Consider the following 13,367-nt stretch of genomic DNA (forward strand, 5'->3'; position numbering starts at 1 on the left):
ACGACCTTGAGGAATTCTCCTCGCTACTCGAGAGCGATGGCGATGCTGTCTACGACGGTGGCAGGATCACCTGCGGGCGAGGGAAGCTTGGCCCGGCCATGATCGCGGACGAGCCTGGCGCACTACATGAACGAGCTCGTGCAGATCCTTTGAGCCGAGCGGGTGCTGGCCGCCGCCCGGCCCTGGGTGTCACTTCGGGTTGTGGCTCGATTTGGTCCAGGGGTGATCAGGGATGTCGTTGAGCCGCTCCGCGAGACGGCCGCGTTCGAGATCGAGCTTGCGGAGCCGGGTGATGCGGTCGAGCATCGGCAGAAGGTCGACGCCACGCACGCCGGGGAGGCCGGTGCTGATTGCCCCGGACCACGTACCGTCGGGTCCCTGGTTGATCGTCCGATGGTTCCTGGTCGGCGGGTCGGCTACGAGCCCACCGATCTGGATGCGACCGAAGTTATACGGCGTGTGCGCCGCGTCAACGGTGGCCTGGACGCTCGTGCAGACGTCCGGAAATACCTGCTGCGTCAGGATTGCGGTGATGTCCGTGATGAGCTCGAGGTCGTCCCGACATTCGTCCTTGACGCGGGACTGTTCGTCGAAGTCCGCATCGAGGTCCTGGACGAGGGTGTCCCGCTCGCGGGAGCGCATGGAGCCGTCGAGGGCGACCGCCAGGTAGGCGAGCATGGGCATTACCGCCCCGGCGACGATAGCCAAGAACACCATGACGACGGTCGTGCCGATGCTGGCATTTCCGAGGGCGGCGATGCCCCGCAGGATCATGCCGCTGGTGATCGCGCCAGCCACCGCCGCGGTCGCTCCCAGGTACCGGTTGCGGCGCCCATATGCGGCCTCGGACTGGTGGCGATTGCCGTCGGCGGCGGCCTCGCGGGCGCGGTTGTGGCTCTCCGCTGCGTGGTGCACGAGCATGGTCTGTCCGAGGATGATGACGACAACCACCGTCATGGCAAAGGTCCATGCCAGCCAGTCCTGCCAGGGCTCAAGCAAGGGCACGTTGAGGTAGTAGGCGACGAATGCGAGGAAACCGACGCCCTCGAACCACGGTGCCCACGTTCCGGCTCGCTTCCGTGCCGGACGGGACCGCTGGTGGTGAGCCTTGCCGGCGGCGAAGTCCAACTCGATCGCCGCGGTGGCCTTCTCGACGACGTCGACCGCGTCGGCCCCGGAGTAGGTGGTGTGGGATTCCGCGGTCGTGACCGGGTACGGATGCTGTTCGGCCGTGTCGAGGCGCGCCTTTGTCTGCTCGATCGCCTGCTGGGCCCGATCGAGTCTCGGGTCAACATCGGAAACGAGCCTGCTGTGCAGATCATTCTCCCCGGCCGCGATGTAGGGGCCGACAAGGTGCTCCACCTGCGTGCTGGGGGGTTCCCACAGATGGCGTGGCGTGCCGAAATCCTGGTGATGCTCGACGACGGTGCGCGCCCACAGGCTGCACTTCTCGTACATCGACTTCGGCACGCCGTGCTTGACGGCTTCCTTTTCAGTGTAGGTGGGCTGCCACGGCTTACGGTTCCGGTCTTCCGGGGTCCGGTCGTGGCGGGGTTCGATGAATGCGGACATCTTGCTTTCCCTTTTGCTAGTTGGTGCGGTTGACGAAGGTCACCGTGCAGACCCGGTTCTTCTCAGAGCTGGGATCATTGGGATACGGCTGGTCGGCGTTGCCGTGCCCCGTCATGCGGGTGATGCGGCCACGGTCGATTCCTAACTCGACGAGCAGATCGGCGATGGCCTGGTTCCTGGCATCGCTCAGAGCGATGTTCTCGGTAAGGTTCGTCGCCGGGGCACCGCCCGCGTCGACGGGCCCGTAGTAGGCCGTCCACGCGTCGAGGGAGACCGCCGTGGTCGCGCCGACCTCGGCGACGCATTCCTTCAAGTCGAGCTTGGTGGTCTCCTCGTTGACCAGTTCCGCGGTGTCGCCTACGAAGTAAGTCGCCGTAGCCAGTTCGCAGACCGTCTCGGCCGGGTGCTCAGGATGCGAAGCGGGCTTGATCGGCGTCCCCGGCAACGGGGGCAGCGGAACCGCAGGCGCAGCGACGGTCGAGGCAGCTGCAGAACTGGTGGCATCCACGAAGGTGACGCTCGATGCCCCGCCGGCAGTCAGCAGCGCCGTCCACAAGTCCTCGAGGTAGCCCCTCTGCGGATCGCGAAGCTGTTCCTGGGCGCCCGTCGAGGGAATCATCACGAAGGTGATCCGGGCTCCGTTGAGAGCCGGGAGCTCTCGGGCGGCCCTGACCCGGTCGACGACCTGGCTGGAGGGAACATCGAAGGCGAGAGCCCGGGTGTCGACCGGGCTGGTCAGATCCAGACCGCTGCTGAGGATGTAGATCGGGCCCTCCTCGATGACGTTCGTCTTCAACAAACCGACGTACAGAGCACGGTTGCCGGAGGTGGCGGGCGCGCTGTTGATGTCCTCCTCGAGCGTGGTGAGCTTGGCGTCGATCGCCTCGACAGCACGCTCATGCACCTTGAGGATCGGCGCATCGGGGGCGTCACGCGGTGAAAGGTCCAGCACCGAGGTCTCGACACTGGCGGTCGAATCGATCCTGGTGACGGCGACCTGGCCACCGCCCAAGCCGATCCTCTGCAAGTCGGCTTCGACGACTGCAGGAAGCGCCACTGTGGAATCGTTCGCGGTGGGTGCCGTATAGACGATCTGGGCGGCGACCGCACCCGCTGGATCGTCGTCCAACACGCGGGACAGAATCCCAGCGCCTACGAGTAAAGCGAGGGCGAGCAAGGCGGCGCCGACCTTGAGTACGCCCGCACGGGAATGCTCGCGGCGTGGTGAACGTCGCGGACTTCTTACGCGGGCGCTGTGCATGCGGTTGGTGCGGGTGGCCGTGCGTCGGCGACCCCAGATGGAGCGGATGGTGGCTGTCAAGGGTTCGGGCTCTCTTCCTGAATGGGTTGTGGCTAGCTGGCGCAGCCGAATTGGAAGCCCGCGCGGCGGAGGCGGGCCAGGCCGTTGCGGGCGGAGCGCCAGTCGCTGGGGGTTCCGGCGAGGACCGCAACGGTCATGCCGGCTTGTCGGATGGCGAGGTGGCCGCGGCGTGTGACGTGGACGTCGAAGCCCTGGCGGTCGAGCTCCTTGACGAGCTTCTTGATGTCTTTTTTCACAGCGACTCCTCGTTGCCGTTCCATGGAATGAGAGGTTGGCCCCCGGCCAAACGGCCGGGGGCCAACTGATCACTTCCGCTGGCTGGTCTCCGAGGACCGCTGACGCTGCTCCGCGATCAGGGCACGTTCACGCTCTTCCCTGCGGCGGCGCTTCTGCTGCTCCTGGTGCTTGCGGAACTCCTGGGCACGCTTCAGCGCAGCGGCGTCCGCCTTGCGGTACTCGCCCGGCGGCTGCTGGAACGGGGGCATCGAAATCGGCATTGCACTTCACCTTCCTTGTGGGCCCAGCCGGGCCAGGCTGGGATAGGAAGAATTGAAGGCTCCGAAGCATGGACAAGGCTTCCGGCTAGGCGTTTGACAAACGTCGCCGCATATGCATCAACCCGGAAGTCGAGGCGATCAGCGCGGAAGACCGAAAATGCCGCACCGGGTGCCGGAAAGGTGCAACGACTGGACACGGCCCGACGTGCTTGGTGAGCCCATACAGTGCCTCTGTATGGATGTCATCACTTCTGTTTCGGTGCGGATAGAGAACCACTCCCCGGGCGTTACCGCCCGCAGTAGCTTCTATGAGCTTCCGGAACGAAGAAGTCTGACGTTCGGTCGCGATAGGGGCTGCGATATTGTCCTTCAACCGACCCAAACCGAATACGACTTCGACCCAGCGATTTCACGCCTTTTGGGTGAAATAGTCGGTACCCCTGCAGTCGGTACGGACAGTGGCCGCGGCGGTATCGATATCTGGAACTACTCGTCAACGAACTGGATAGTAGCGACCGGGCCGCGTGGGTTCACGATGAACTTGCCCCCCGAGTCGCATGGCACCGCAAGTCAGGAATTCCTCATGTTCTGGGTGGAGGGGGCTAAAGCCAACTACGGGCTCTACATCACCGCTCCGCAGCTGCAGGACACGGTTACCGCGCGAGCCGAGGCAGTTCGGACACGCTTGACAGGACGAGGCGATAGGGAAAAGACGCGTCAGGCGGCGGGTCTCACATCCTTGAAAGGATCGTTTCCGCCACACCATCAACTGATCTTCGAATCGATATTCCAGGATTACCTGGATCCGCGACCGGGTGTATTCCCGCGCCCCCGTCCGGTCCGAGCAGTGGTCGCCGAGTTGGCTGATCACCCGACGATCAAACGAGCCTACCCAGACCGGCCTTTCACGGGCGACAGCGTCAACTACGTGCTCAAACGCGCGATCGGCCTGGCACGGGACAACCTTGTACCCGGCATGGGCGGAAGCGCCGACGGGGACACTGAACGCTCTGGCGATCAGGCGGTGGCACACGCGGAGTGGGTGCGCCACCGACTTGCGATGTTCTTCCTCGGCACGGAAGTCATATCCAGCCAATGGTGACCACTGACATCAACGGAATGCCAAGAATTGAGTTCCAGCAAATCCTAGAAGTCCGACACCCAACACCAGATAGAGCCAGACCCTGAACGGTACGTGCTTTACGTGCTTTCCAGCCGCCCCCACACGGTTACTCCAAAACCGCTGATGTACGGCGCTGAGAATCAGAAAAATGACACCGCACAACGGAAGAACGGAAATAACAATCGAACTACCATGAAGCTGCGATGCGGTCAGATACGTTGCTACCCCGAGAGGGAAGGCGGCGATTGAGACCAGTGTCGCTAATTCCCTTTCAAGTAGACGATACGACTTATACTCACCCTTGCGCGCAGGAGATGGTGTGATGGGTAATAAAAACTCGCACCAGAACGCTAACCACAGGACAATCGCGATCGGCGCCCATAGGTGAAACTGTTCGAAGTGGATGATGTCGATCGAGTCGCGGGGAATCCCGATCGCGTTTTCGACCAGGTGTGCACCGAGGACGCCCACGACCATCGCGGCAGGTGCTAGCAGGAGCAGCTTCTTTCCCCAGCGAGGCCTTGCCTCCGCGGCCATCGGTCGCTCTCGCGAGGGCGACCGATGTTTCTGCGAACTCGATGTATTTGAGGGTACAGCGGTTCGCGATTTAAGTTCGATGTTGATTGCTCGATAGGTGCCGAACTCCTTCGATTTCGCGTATCGAAATGATACTTCGTCGCCGCGCGAAAGGGGTGGCAGATGGTCAATCTCCTCAGGTTCGAATGCGACATCATCCCCACCTTTTGTAGCTTTTATCATCCCAAGTGGCGAATCTGAATAAAGGCGCCAACTTGGGCGCTGGCCGGGAAGATAGTCAATCGTGCCAGTGGCAGCCTCATCTGCGAATCCCGACGGTAAGTAGCGATCCTGCATGCCTTCAACTGGACTGCGAGGTATCGGTTCGGACGCCGGAGTAGCTTGGCGACTCGGTTCTCGCCGAGCATGCGGAGGTGGCCCGCCAGACCCGCTGATGGTGTCGAGCAGCCTCGCCATCCAAGCGTCGACGGTCGTCTGACCTCGGATGACCGGGTCGGCTTCCAGCAGCACCGTCTCGAGTACGCTTCGCGTCTGACCGTTGAGGATGCCGAGGTCGGTTTTGGAGTCGAGTAGATGTTTCCAGTGGCCATGTTGGATTGGTGGATTTTCGGCGGTGAGTGTGAAATAGACGACGCACGCGAATGAGTACAGGTCGGCCGCGGGTGTGGATCTGTGTTCCCAGTCGATCACGGGGTCGGACACTTCGGGGGCGAGGTATCCGACAGTTCCGCTGATTCCCGAGTACTGCCGACTGGTGAACATTTCGCGCATCGATCCGAAGTCGACCAGCACAGGCAGACGGCCAGGCGGATAAATGATGTTGTCCGGTTTGACGTCCCGGTGAACCAACCCGATTCTGTGACTGAAGCTGCTACCTGAGTCGGCTTTTGGAGCTTCGATGGATCCCAAGGCGGTGAGACCGCTGGCGACATGCGTAAGCGAGTTGAGGTATTCACGGCGGACCGACGGGGGTGCTGGCCGGTTCTTTGCTGGAAGGATTAGTGCCTTCAAGGTTTGCCCGGGTAGGTATTCCATGACCAGGAATAGCGTGTCACCTTGATCTACGAGTTCGGGCAGGGAGTGCGGTTTCCGGCCCCTGAACGGCGCTCCGTAAATCCGGACGAGGTTCGGATGGGTGCACCGCTGGGCATAGAGCTCGGCAACACGCGTCCATCGACGCTCGAACAAGTCGACTGTTTCGTCGTGCTCACCGCCGAGAATTTTCAAGGCCACGACATCCCCAGCATTTAGCGCTGGGTACCGTGTTGTCTCCCACCCGAGATAGTGCGCCTCCCAGACTTCCCCCTCCCCGCCGGGAGAACCGATCGGGGCGACGAGTTCGAACTCCGCGCTGCTGCCAACACCACAGACATCGCCGGGGCGCGCGCTGAACCCGTGACTCATGAATTAAGTCTGGCACCAGGACTGTGCCCCCGACTACACACGCCACTTTCACGCCGACGAAGTCCGTCAGCGCGGGGCAGGGCCATACTCTTCCGAAAACTCGTTGAGGTGGGGTTTCCGGGAGACGGTGCGGGAAGCGGAATTCTCGTCACCAACCGCGCACAAACCGGAAGTAAGCCGCTGCAGGGCCTCGGTAGCCCCAGCAGAGCATTCCGAGCAAACGTGGCAGGACTGCCACGGCGCCGCTTTGCCACATTGTTGAGGCACCGCTGGTCAGCGACCCTGTTCCGGCTCCGACGAATGGCAAAGGACAGCTCGACCTGCGAACTCGTCACTCCATGTCAGCACGTTTCGTCATCAGATGTCAGTCATTCGGTGCTGAACTGCGCGAACTCCCGGACCTGCCAGGGCCGCGAAATAGCCTGTGGCACTGCCCTCCGAGCCCAAATCCACTCGCGAACCGGACTACTGACATCGCCGTGACGAACCACCACTGACATTTCGTTGGCGACTCACACGCTGTGCCGACGCGCAGTTGTCCGGCTAGCAGTCAAAGTTCGGACACGTCGCGTCGTTGTCCTCGCGTACCCATTCGATGACGTCACCATCGGCCTGGACATCGTCGGTGAGCCAGAGCGATCCGTCGGGCGCACATCCTGCAATCACCGACGCCGCGCTACCGCACACAGACCCCGGGAGATTCGCCTGTGGATGCCACGAATTCCGAAGCGCTACGCGGTCGTATGGCACTATGGCGCTCGTGACCAGACAGTTCCACATCGAGGACAGAGCACGTGGCCGGATTGTCGCCACTGGTGAGATCGATGCAAGCGACCTTGTCATCTGGGATGAGACAGAGACCATTGTGAGAGAGGAACTCTCAGACCTAGCAGAGCAGATCCAGCGGGACATCGCCGCCGGGTATAGCGGCGGTCAATTGCGACCCCCTCTCGAGTGGTTCGAACTGTAGAAGACGTCGTCCGCATCAACGGCTGCCAACGGCCCGACCCGATGAAATCCACGCGACATCGCCGCCGGGATGTTTTGGTCGGTCACCAACCGTGCTCTTGTCCTATACGAGAGCAGACTTGAGCTGGACCGCTCGGGCTGAATCACGATCGGACCAGGTTCTGTCTGGAGGCCGGTTGTCACGGTGTCCGATAGTGGTCCGAGTTCCGATACCTCGAACGCGGGTACCAGCTCCCATGCTGGCGATGGAGGCAGGCATCAGCCCAAAGCCTTGGCAGGACATCCGCCGAGGCCGAGTCACCACCGGCTAGGGGTTGCTCACTATGTGCCCGATTGGTACTTCATCATCCCGGCAGTGATTCTTCGACTAGCCTCCCCCATCCTGGCGCTCCACTCTGGGGCCTCAGCTGCGAGTTCGTCGCTCACCTCGACGGTGTCGTCACCGTCGTACTCCTCGATGCGGGAACACGCCTTGGCGAGGCTCCCTCGCATCGTCGACCGATCCTCTCCCTCGAGCAGGAACACCTCAGGTGCTAGTTCGACGGCCAGATGTCCCTCGACTCGGTGGGTAGCTCTCATCCTCATCTACGGATTATCGCAGGTCAGACTAGGTAAATGCAAAGAGGTGGACGGGTGTTTCGGGCCCAGGCACCCCAGGGGTATCCCCCCTCCACCCCCATCTAGACCGGGTGGTTATGCGGTTGAGGAATCCGATGCCGTGGCATCGGATTCCTCAACCGCGGTCTCGCCAGTACAGACTCCAGGTCTTCGTGGCCTTGGTGTAGCGCAGCCGGGCAATCGGCACCACCCGGTCAGAGAGGGGCCGGGGAGGGCATCCCCCTGGGTGCCTATACCCTCGCGACCTGGGGTCGGTCCTCGGTCCTACGATGTGCCGATGCAGACTGAAGACACCGGGACCACGGCAGCCCCAGAGGAACCGGTGACCGCACAGCCATCCGACACCAAGGGGCGTGTCGTGTTCGCTCTGGCCGTGGTCGTCGCTGTCGGCGTCGGATTGGCTGGCGCGTTCGGCGGCGATGGCCCGCCACCCCCACCCCCACCCCCAGACGAAGACGCGTACGTCGACGCGCTCTTCACTTCCAAATGGGACGTGCTACTTCCCAAGCGGCCGTTCATCGAGCAGGGCTACGCGGCCTGCGAACTGCTGCGCTCTGGCCACACGGAAGAAGAGGCGACACTTACAATGTGGGACCGGCACCCTCGCACAGACGGCATACCGGAGGAGGTGCGGAAAAGGTACCGGCAACAGACCCTGGCCGCCCACAAACACCTCTGTCCGGACGCTTGAACTGCACAGAACGTCCGCCGACTGAACGAGAAGTGCGCGGAGCCACAACGGACTCCGGGCTCCCGAATTCAGTTTTACCCGTATGGGTTTAGATCGGCAGCATCGTGCAGGCGCACGATGCCCGCCGGGTTGGCGAACCCGAACCCGACACGGGATACGGCGCGGATCTGGGTTGCATCCGACCGAACGCGGCATCGGTGGACGTGGTGACCGTGGTGCCCTTGCGGCGAACGGTCATCACCTGCGAGGAGTCCAGCGCCCAGGCGTTGCCAGCGGTGGACCGCCGGGGAGATCAGAGCGATCAGACCGGCGAGCTTGATTCCGTCGTCCACGGTCTCGAGGAGACTCTGGTTCGAGCCGGTCGCGGTCTTGGCCTTCGACAGCGCCAGGGCCATGTCAGGGGCGAGGACGATATGGGTCACTCGGCACCCTGGGCCATCGCCTGCGACTTCGCGTCGTGGACGTAGTCGAGCGTGGTCCAGCCAGCCCCGGTGTCGACGACCTGGACACCTGCGACCGAGAGGAGACCGCTCGGGCCGTTGGTGACGGTGTTGCCGAAGAACGCGCCATCGACCTTCTTGTGACGGATCCTGACGAGATGGTGAGATTCCCGCACTGAGATGGTGTCGAGAAACCGCAGGCCAACTCCGTCGCCAACTGACAAGTCGGGCGAAAACCTACACCGAGTCATACCCATGAGTCTCCCGGGAGAATCCGCTCCCGCCCTATTTTCCCGGACCGATACGCCGCTTGTGCAGGTCAACAAGGCGGTCGGACAGGGCGGCGGCGTCGCGCAGGATGTCGGCTACCAGGAGTTCGCGCCTGCGCTCGACGGCCGCACGGACGGTGCCGACGAGCTCGTCGCGTCGGTGGGTCGCCTCGGCGATGTGGGCGAGGACATGGTCGGGGCCAAGGTGGCGCTCATGAGCGGCCCCGTAGCCGTGAGCCGAGCTGGAAGGCCCCGTCGAAGACGTCGTAAACCTCGTTCAATGCCCGCTGCGTATCGGCGAGTCGGTCAATGGTCTCGGCGACCGCGACGGCGCCGTTCATGGCTGGGCCGAGCTCGTCGACGTCGACCTGCTCGGGGTCGAGTTTGCCGTACTCCTCGTACAGCTCCCGGACGCGGCGCATCAGTTGGAGCAGGTCGTCGCGGGCCTTTCCGACCTCCTCGTTCAGGTCGGCCGGCGCATTCTCGTCGGTCATGCGATCACTCCCTCGGTTGAAGCTGGCGGGCATATCGTGCAGGCGGCCCGCCCGCCAGCACTGGGCCAGCATCATGCGACGGGTGTAGAGCTCGGCGGGCAGGTAGGGGTTGGTGGCGTCGAGGATGCGGGACTGGGCGACGCCGAGCTCGTAGGCCGCTCTGTAGGCGTTCACACCGTCACCTGCGTATCGTCGGCGAGGTAGCGGTAGACGGTTGCCCGGGAGACGCCGAGCGACCTACCCACCTCAGCGGCCGAGAGGCCCTGTACACGCAGCTCAAGGGCACGCGCGGCGTCGGACGTGTCGACGCGTCGGATCACTGAGACCCACGCTCCCAAACCGACGGTGTTCCGGCTATCCGCCTCTGCCAGGTCCGCCAGCGCGATCAGCGACTGTGACACAGAAAGTCCTCTATCCATCGGGCGGCCAAGTCCGAACCCCGTCCACTATCGCGCATCACGTCGAATTACGTGAGGGGAAGTCTCACCCAGGACCAGAGAGGTCGAGGTCAGGTACGTGCAGGACGGGGTGCTGGCAGTGCTGTACCCCGGCGCGATCCTGGGTCTCGGCGTCGTGTGCAGCCTCTGGGGAGAGGATCCACACGAGCGCCGCCGACCTTTCGGGGCGTGAGCGTATCGGGCTTCTGGTTTCTGTCGCGGAACCGGCGGTGCTACCAGCCGAGCGCGAACCAGTCGACTTCGCGCAGGGCTGTCTCGATGCGGGTGGCTTCCCGAGCGATTTCGGCGGGGCGTTCGATGGCTCGAACCCTGGATTGTGTGACTCCCGGCGATATTTGGCACGGTGTCAGGGGACCGTCCAGACACCGGCGCCGGGCGTGCTGGCGAGCATCCGGTATCCCGGCCCATCGGCGGGAATCGTGGCCACGGCGACCACCGTCCCGGAACCGGTCTCGACCGATGTGCCGTAGCGGTTGTCGAGGTATGCGACACCCGCTGCACCGGTGGAGATGTTTCGCCAGTGGACGTGGACACCGGTGTACGGCCCGAGGCGGGTCACTCCCGGGGTGTCAGTGTCGGTAGTGGCGGTCAGGTAGAAGTAGCCCGAGCTCGGGAGTCCGGTCACACCGACGCTGAGACCGGCAACAGGAATGGGGAAGACACTGTCGATCGGTGCGGCGGCGGCCGGCTGTGCCGCGAGAAGCAGCGCTGCACCGGCTCCAGCGACGACGGATGCTCGGCGTAGACGGTGACGTGGTCTCATCGATGGACCTCCCTGCCTGGTGGCCCGCTCTCGGTTCCGACACCGACGCCAGCCAAAGGATGCTGTCAGCCTACGTCCGCACCGGGTGACCCGACCATGAATCACCTGGTCGAATCCATCCGGCGTCGACGAGCGTAGCTGCAATAGCCCGCCACCTTCGGCCGTCAGAACCGCGCCACTTATCGCTGAAGTCACAGCCTTTCGTGTTCGCAATCGATGGTTCGCGAGACACCCCGAACCCGAGGGCGTTTCCCCAGGTCGTCGGTGCCACGTTTCCCGTACACGACTGACGCAACCGGTGAGGCACCTACTACACCGCACCGCAATCCCCCTCCGTTACAAGGAGCCGCACTACTCAGAGGGCCGGTTAGGAGAACGGCCCAGATCGTGGTGGGGATCGGCATGGAGCCACGTCACCGCGAGATCGGCACGTTGGTGCGCCACCGCGGCGCGAGTGGTCGGCTCATATCCGGAACTCCGTCGGGTGGTGAGATCCGTAGATCCGCATGTCCGCCTATCCGTCGCACCGTGCGAATCCGCCTCGGACACAGTGCTCGGGCCGCGAGTTCACCAATGCCAGCGGAGCCGAGTTCAGTCTCGACGGCGAAGACGAAGGGGACGGTGACATCAATCCCGGCATCACACGCTCGACACGGGTGGTCTTCGACATCCCGATTGGGGCCGCGCCTATCGCCCTGGAAGTGCACGACTCGATGTTCTCGAACGGAGCAAGAGTGAGCTTCGGGTAAGCCACGTCTTACGCGGTACTCATTGATCCATTTACTCGACCGATACCGCCGATCCCCACACGGTTCGTGCTGCCGGATCGGTGTCTCACGGATCTATGCGTCAGAAACAGTCGATTCCGGGACACTCGCCCGCGATCTCATACAAGTGCCTGTTGCCTGCCTCGACGATCGTCCTCATCCTGTTTGTTGCCAATCGCGCCCTATCGTGTTGGAGCTGCCCTTGTTACGGTCGTCCCGAGTGGGGCGAGGCGTCCGCCCCGCCCCCGTCTCCGGGAGTTCCTAGTGGGCACCTACCAGTTCGTACGGTGTTGATTCGGATTTCTCGCTGCCGTTGTCCGTTGCCTCATCGGTAAGTGGGAGTGGCGGGGTACGGAATCCGGCGTCAACTGCGAGGTCTTTGGCCTTGTTGTATCGGCGCAGTGCAGTGCTCGCCCACTTCTCCCCTGTTGCCTCCGCAAGTGCTGCGAACGTTGCGTCTGGTTGCTCGATCTTCAGTCGGGCGGTCTCCTTGACCATCGGATCGAGCTTGCTCGACTCGATGAAGGCGAGCAGATATTCAGTGGTTTGCAGTTCGTCCGGCAACACCGAGGTCTCTGTCTCCGCCGTTGCGAGCTCGTTGCGCGCAATGTCCTGATCGTCGGCAACGGACTCTGCAACGACATCATCTTCATCAGCGCAACCGTCAACGCGGGTTGTCCCGGCCTCTGCAATGTCGTCGTTCATTGCATCAGGCGACGTTCGTACTCTCGCAACCTGAGTCTCTGCGGCACCGCCATAGACGCCAGCATTACTTGCATTACCAGCATTCATGTCATTAATGGCGAAACTGTGCATGCCGTTGCGGTCGGGGATGACCTGCGGGTTTAGCCGAGAGCTGACTGTGCCTGCGTTGCCTCGCTCCTCGTCCGCCCTGCTGGTGATGTCGTTGCATAGGGCGTTGTACTCGGTGTGTGCTGTACCGATTGCCTTGATGAGGATGCCGACACCATGGGTGAATGCCAGCACCAGCAACGGCGGAATGATCGCAATGAGCGACGCGCCTGTCGGCGTCAGCGGTGTGAAGCCCAGGTCGATGCCGGCCGCGACGTTGCGGGCAGCTTCTTCCCCGGCTCGGCGGGCATGGTAAGCGTTGCCGAACACACTGATGAAGACCACTACGACGGCGAGCCAGAGGAAGAACCGCTTTCCTGTCGCGCGGCCACTGATCTTGCTCAGCGCAACAACCGCGATCGTTGCGCCGAGGATTGCGCCGTCGACGATGGCCGGGAAGATCCAGGTGAGGTAGTGCGGGATCCCGGCTTGCAACGCGAGGTCGCGTTGCACGGCAAAGGACAACACAAAGGCCCCTGTGGTGATGCCAATTGCAATGGAAATCGCAACGATCAGAGCCGCAATCAGCGCGCGGACCTGGATTCGTGCTGCTCGAATACTAAGGTCATTCATGACTGGTCTTCCTTCCACG

General features: G+C 62.9%; 16 protein-coding genes. 4 read left to right on the forward strand and 12 right to left on the reverse strand.

Going from position 1 to position 13,367, the window contains the following annotated elements; genetic code table 11:
• Positions 1-189: 189 nt before the first annotated feature.
• The 4 genes from HGB39_RS26365 to HGB39_RS26380 form a co-directional block, all read right to left on the reverse strand.
• Complete coding sequence (locus HGB39_RS26365) at positions 190-1,572, reverse strand: hypothetical protein (protein WP_064079926.1); 1,383 nt, start codon at positions 1,570-1,572, stop codon at positions 190-192.
• A 16-nt stretch (positions 1,573-1,588) separates the two neighbouring features.
• Positions 1,589-2,833, reverse strand: a complete 1,245-nt coding sequence (locus HGB39_RS26370; protein ID WP_162276222.1) for an OmpA family protein — start codon at positions 2,831-2,833, stop codon at positions 1,589-1,591.
• 92 nt (positions 2,834-2,925) lie between these two features.
• Positions 2,926-3,129, reverse strand: coding sequence for a hypothetical protein (locus HGB39_RS26375; protein ID WP_064079924.1), 204 nt, complete (start codon positions 3,127-3,129; stop codon positions 2,926-2,928).
• A gap of 69 nt (positions 3,130-3,198) precedes the next feature.
• Positions 3,199-3,390 (reverse strand): hypothetical protein, encoded by a 192-nt coding sequence (locus HGB39_RS26380; RefSeq protein WP_064079923.1) that lies wholly within the window; start codon positions 3,388-3,390, stop codon positions 3,199-3,201.
• Between the two features lie 235 nt (positions 3,391-3,625).
• Here HGB39_RS26380 and HGB39_RS26385 point away from each other — a divergent pair, with 235 nt between their 5' ends.
• Positions 3,626-4,492 (forward strand): hypothetical protein, encoded by an 867-nt coding sequence (locus HGB39_RS26385; RefSeq protein WP_155755964.1) that lies wholly within the window; start codon positions 3,626-3,628, stop codon positions 4,490-4,492.
• Positions 4,493-4,501: 9 nt separating this feature from the next.
• Here the strand turns inward: HGB39_RS26385 and HGB39_RS26390 are convergent, their stop codons facing one another.
• A complete protein-coding gene (locus HGB39_RS26390; RefSeq protein WP_081276447.1) occupies positions 4,502-6,454 on the reverse strand; it encodes a protein kinase domain-containing protein in 1,953 nt (650 codons plus the stop codon).
• A 751-nt stretch (positions 6,455-7,205) separates the two neighbouring features.
• Between HGB39_RS26390 and HGB39_RS26395 the strand changes: the two genes are divergently transcribed.
• On the forward strand, positions 7,206-7,424 hold the full coding sequence (locus tag HGB39_RS26395) for a hypothetical protein (RefSeq protein WP_064080901.1): 219 nt from the start codon (positions 7,206-7,208) through the stop codon (positions 7,422-7,424).
• Positions 7,425-7,744: 320 nt separating this feature from the next.
• On the opposite strand, the gene HGB39_RS26400 is transcribed toward HGB39_RS26395, so the two are convergent.
• The gene (locus tag HGB39_RS26400; protein WP_210752989.1) at positions 7,745-8,008 is read right to left on the reverse strand and encodes a hypothetical protein; all 264 of its coding nucleotides are present in this window, start codon (positions 8,006-8,008) and stop codon (positions 7,745-7,747) included.
• 310 nt (positions 8,009-8,318) lie between these two features.
• Between HGB39_RS26400 and HGB39_RS38215 the strand changes: the two genes are divergently transcribed.
• Entirely contained in the window at positions 8,319-8,732 is a 414-nt protein-coding gene (locus HGB39_RS38215; protein ID WP_064080012.1) for a DUF732 domain-containing protein, read from the forward strand.
• A gap of 74 nt (positions 8,733-8,806) precedes the next feature.
• On the opposite strand, the gene HGB39_RS26410 is transcribed toward HGB39_RS38215, so the two are convergent.
• From HGB39_RS26410 to HGB39_RS26425, 5 genes are all read right to left on the reverse strand, one after another.
• Positions 8,807-9,154 carry a hypothetical protein gene (locus tag HGB39_RS26410; protein WP_247607504.1) on the reverse strand — a complete coding sequence of 116 codons (348 nt, stop codon included), beginning with the start codon at positions 9,152-9,154 and terminating at the stop codon, positions 8,807-8,809.
• Entirely contained in the window at positions 9,151-9,348 is a 198-nt protein-coding gene (locus HGB39_RS39030) for a hypothetical protein (RefSeq protein WP_247607505.1), read from the reverse strand. The genes HGB39_RS26410 and HGB39_RS39030 overlap by 4 nt, the downstream gene beginning before the upstream one ends.
• A gap of 305 nt (positions 9,349-9,653) precedes the next feature.
• Positions 9,654-10,109 (reverse strand): hypothetical protein, encoded by a 456-nt coding sequence (locus HGB39_RS26415; RefSeq protein WP_064080011.1) that lies wholly within the window; start codon positions 10,107-10,109, stop codon positions 9,654-9,656.
• Positions 10,106-10,336 (reverse strand): helix-turn-helix domain-containing protein, encoded by a 231-nt coding sequence (locus HGB39_RS26420; RefSeq protein ID WP_064080010.1) that lies wholly within the window; start codon positions 10,334-10,336, stop codon positions 10,106-10,108. The genes HGB39_RS26415 and HGB39_RS26420 overlap by 4 nt, the downstream gene beginning before the upstream one ends.
• A 403-nt stretch (positions 10,337-10,739) precedes the next feature.
• The gene (locus tag HGB39_RS26425; protein WP_064080009.1) at positions 10,740-11,156 is read right to left on the reverse strand and encodes a hypothetical protein; all 417 of its coding nucleotides are present in this window, start codon (positions 11,154-11,156) and stop codon (positions 10,740-10,742) included.
• A gap of 506 nt (positions 11,157-11,662) precedes the next feature.
• Here HGB39_RS26425 and HGB39_RS26430 point away from each other — a divergent pair.
• Positions 11,663-11,905, forward strand: a complete 243-nt coding sequence (locus HGB39_RS26430) for a DUF4352 domain-containing protein (protein ID WP_064080008.1) — start codon at positions 11,663-11,665, stop codon at positions 11,903-11,905.
• Positions 11,906-12,184: 279 nt separating this feature from the next.
• Here the strand turns inward: HGB39_RS26430 and HGB39_RS26435 are convergent, their stop codons facing one another.
• On the reverse strand, positions 12,185-13,348 hold the full coding sequence (locus HGB39_RS26435) for a DUF2637 domain-containing protein (RefSeq protein ID WP_064080007.1): 1,164 nt from the start codon (positions 13,346-13,348) through the stop codon (positions 12,185-12,187).
• Positions 13,349-13,367 lie beyond the last annotated feature (19 nt).

It is taken from the genome of Rhodococcus opacus (assembly GCF_012396235.1).
Lineage (GTDB): Bacteria > Actinomycetota > Actinomycetes > Mycobacteriales > Mycobacteriaceae > Rhodococcus_F > Rhodococcus_F opacus.

What these genes read in the sequence shown, in the direction of transcription:
- HGB39_RS26430 (WP_064080008.1), top strand. Translation starts at nt 11,663, where the DNA reads ATGTCCGCCTATCCGTCGCACCGTGCGAATCCGCCTCGGACACAGTGC.
- HGB39_RS26365 (WP_064079926.1), bottom strand. Translation starts at nt 1,572, where the DNA reads ATGTCCGCATTCATCGAACCCCGCCACGACCGGACCCCGGAAGACCGG.
- HGB39_RS38215 (WP_064080012.1), top strand. Translation starts at nt 8,319, where the DNA reads ATGCAGACTGAAGACACCGGGACCACGGCAGCCCCAGAGGAACCGGTG.
- HGB39_RS26385 (WP_155755964.1), top strand. Translation starts at nt 3,626, where the DNA reads ATGGATGTCATCACTTCTGTTTCGGTGCGGATAGAGAACCACTCCCCG.
- HGB39_RS26395 (WP_064080901.1), top strand. Translation starts at nt 7,206, where the DNA reads ATGGCGCTCGTGACCAGACAGTTCCACATCGAGGACAGAGCACGTGGC.
- HGB39_RS26390 (WP_081276447.1), bottom strand. Translation starts at nt 6,454, where the DNA reads ATGAGTCACGGGTTCAGCGCGCGCCCCGGCGATGTCTGTGGTGTTGGC.
- HGB39_RS26400 (WP_210752989.1), bottom strand. Translation starts at nt 8,008, where the DNA reads ATGAGGATGAGAGCTACCCACCGAGTCGAGGGACATCTGGCCGTCGAA.
- HGB39_RS26380 (WP_064079923.1), bottom strand. Translation starts at nt 3,390, where the DNA reads ATGCCGATTTCGATGCCCCCGTTCCAGCAGCCGCCGGGCGAGTACCGC.
- HGB39_RS26425 (WP_064080009.1), bottom strand. Translation starts at nt 11,156, where the DNA reads ATGAGACCACGTCACCGTCTACGCCGAGCATCCGTCGTCGCTGGAGCC.
- HGB39_RS26370 (WP_162276222.1), bottom strand. Translation starts at nt 2,833, where the DNA reads ATGCACAGCGCCCGCGTAAGAAGTCCGCGACGTTCACCACGCCGCGAG.
- HGB39_RS26435 (WP_064080007.1), bottom strand. Translation starts at nt 13,348, where the DNA reads ATGAATGACCTTAGTATTCGAGCAGCACGAATCCAGGTCCGCGCGCTG.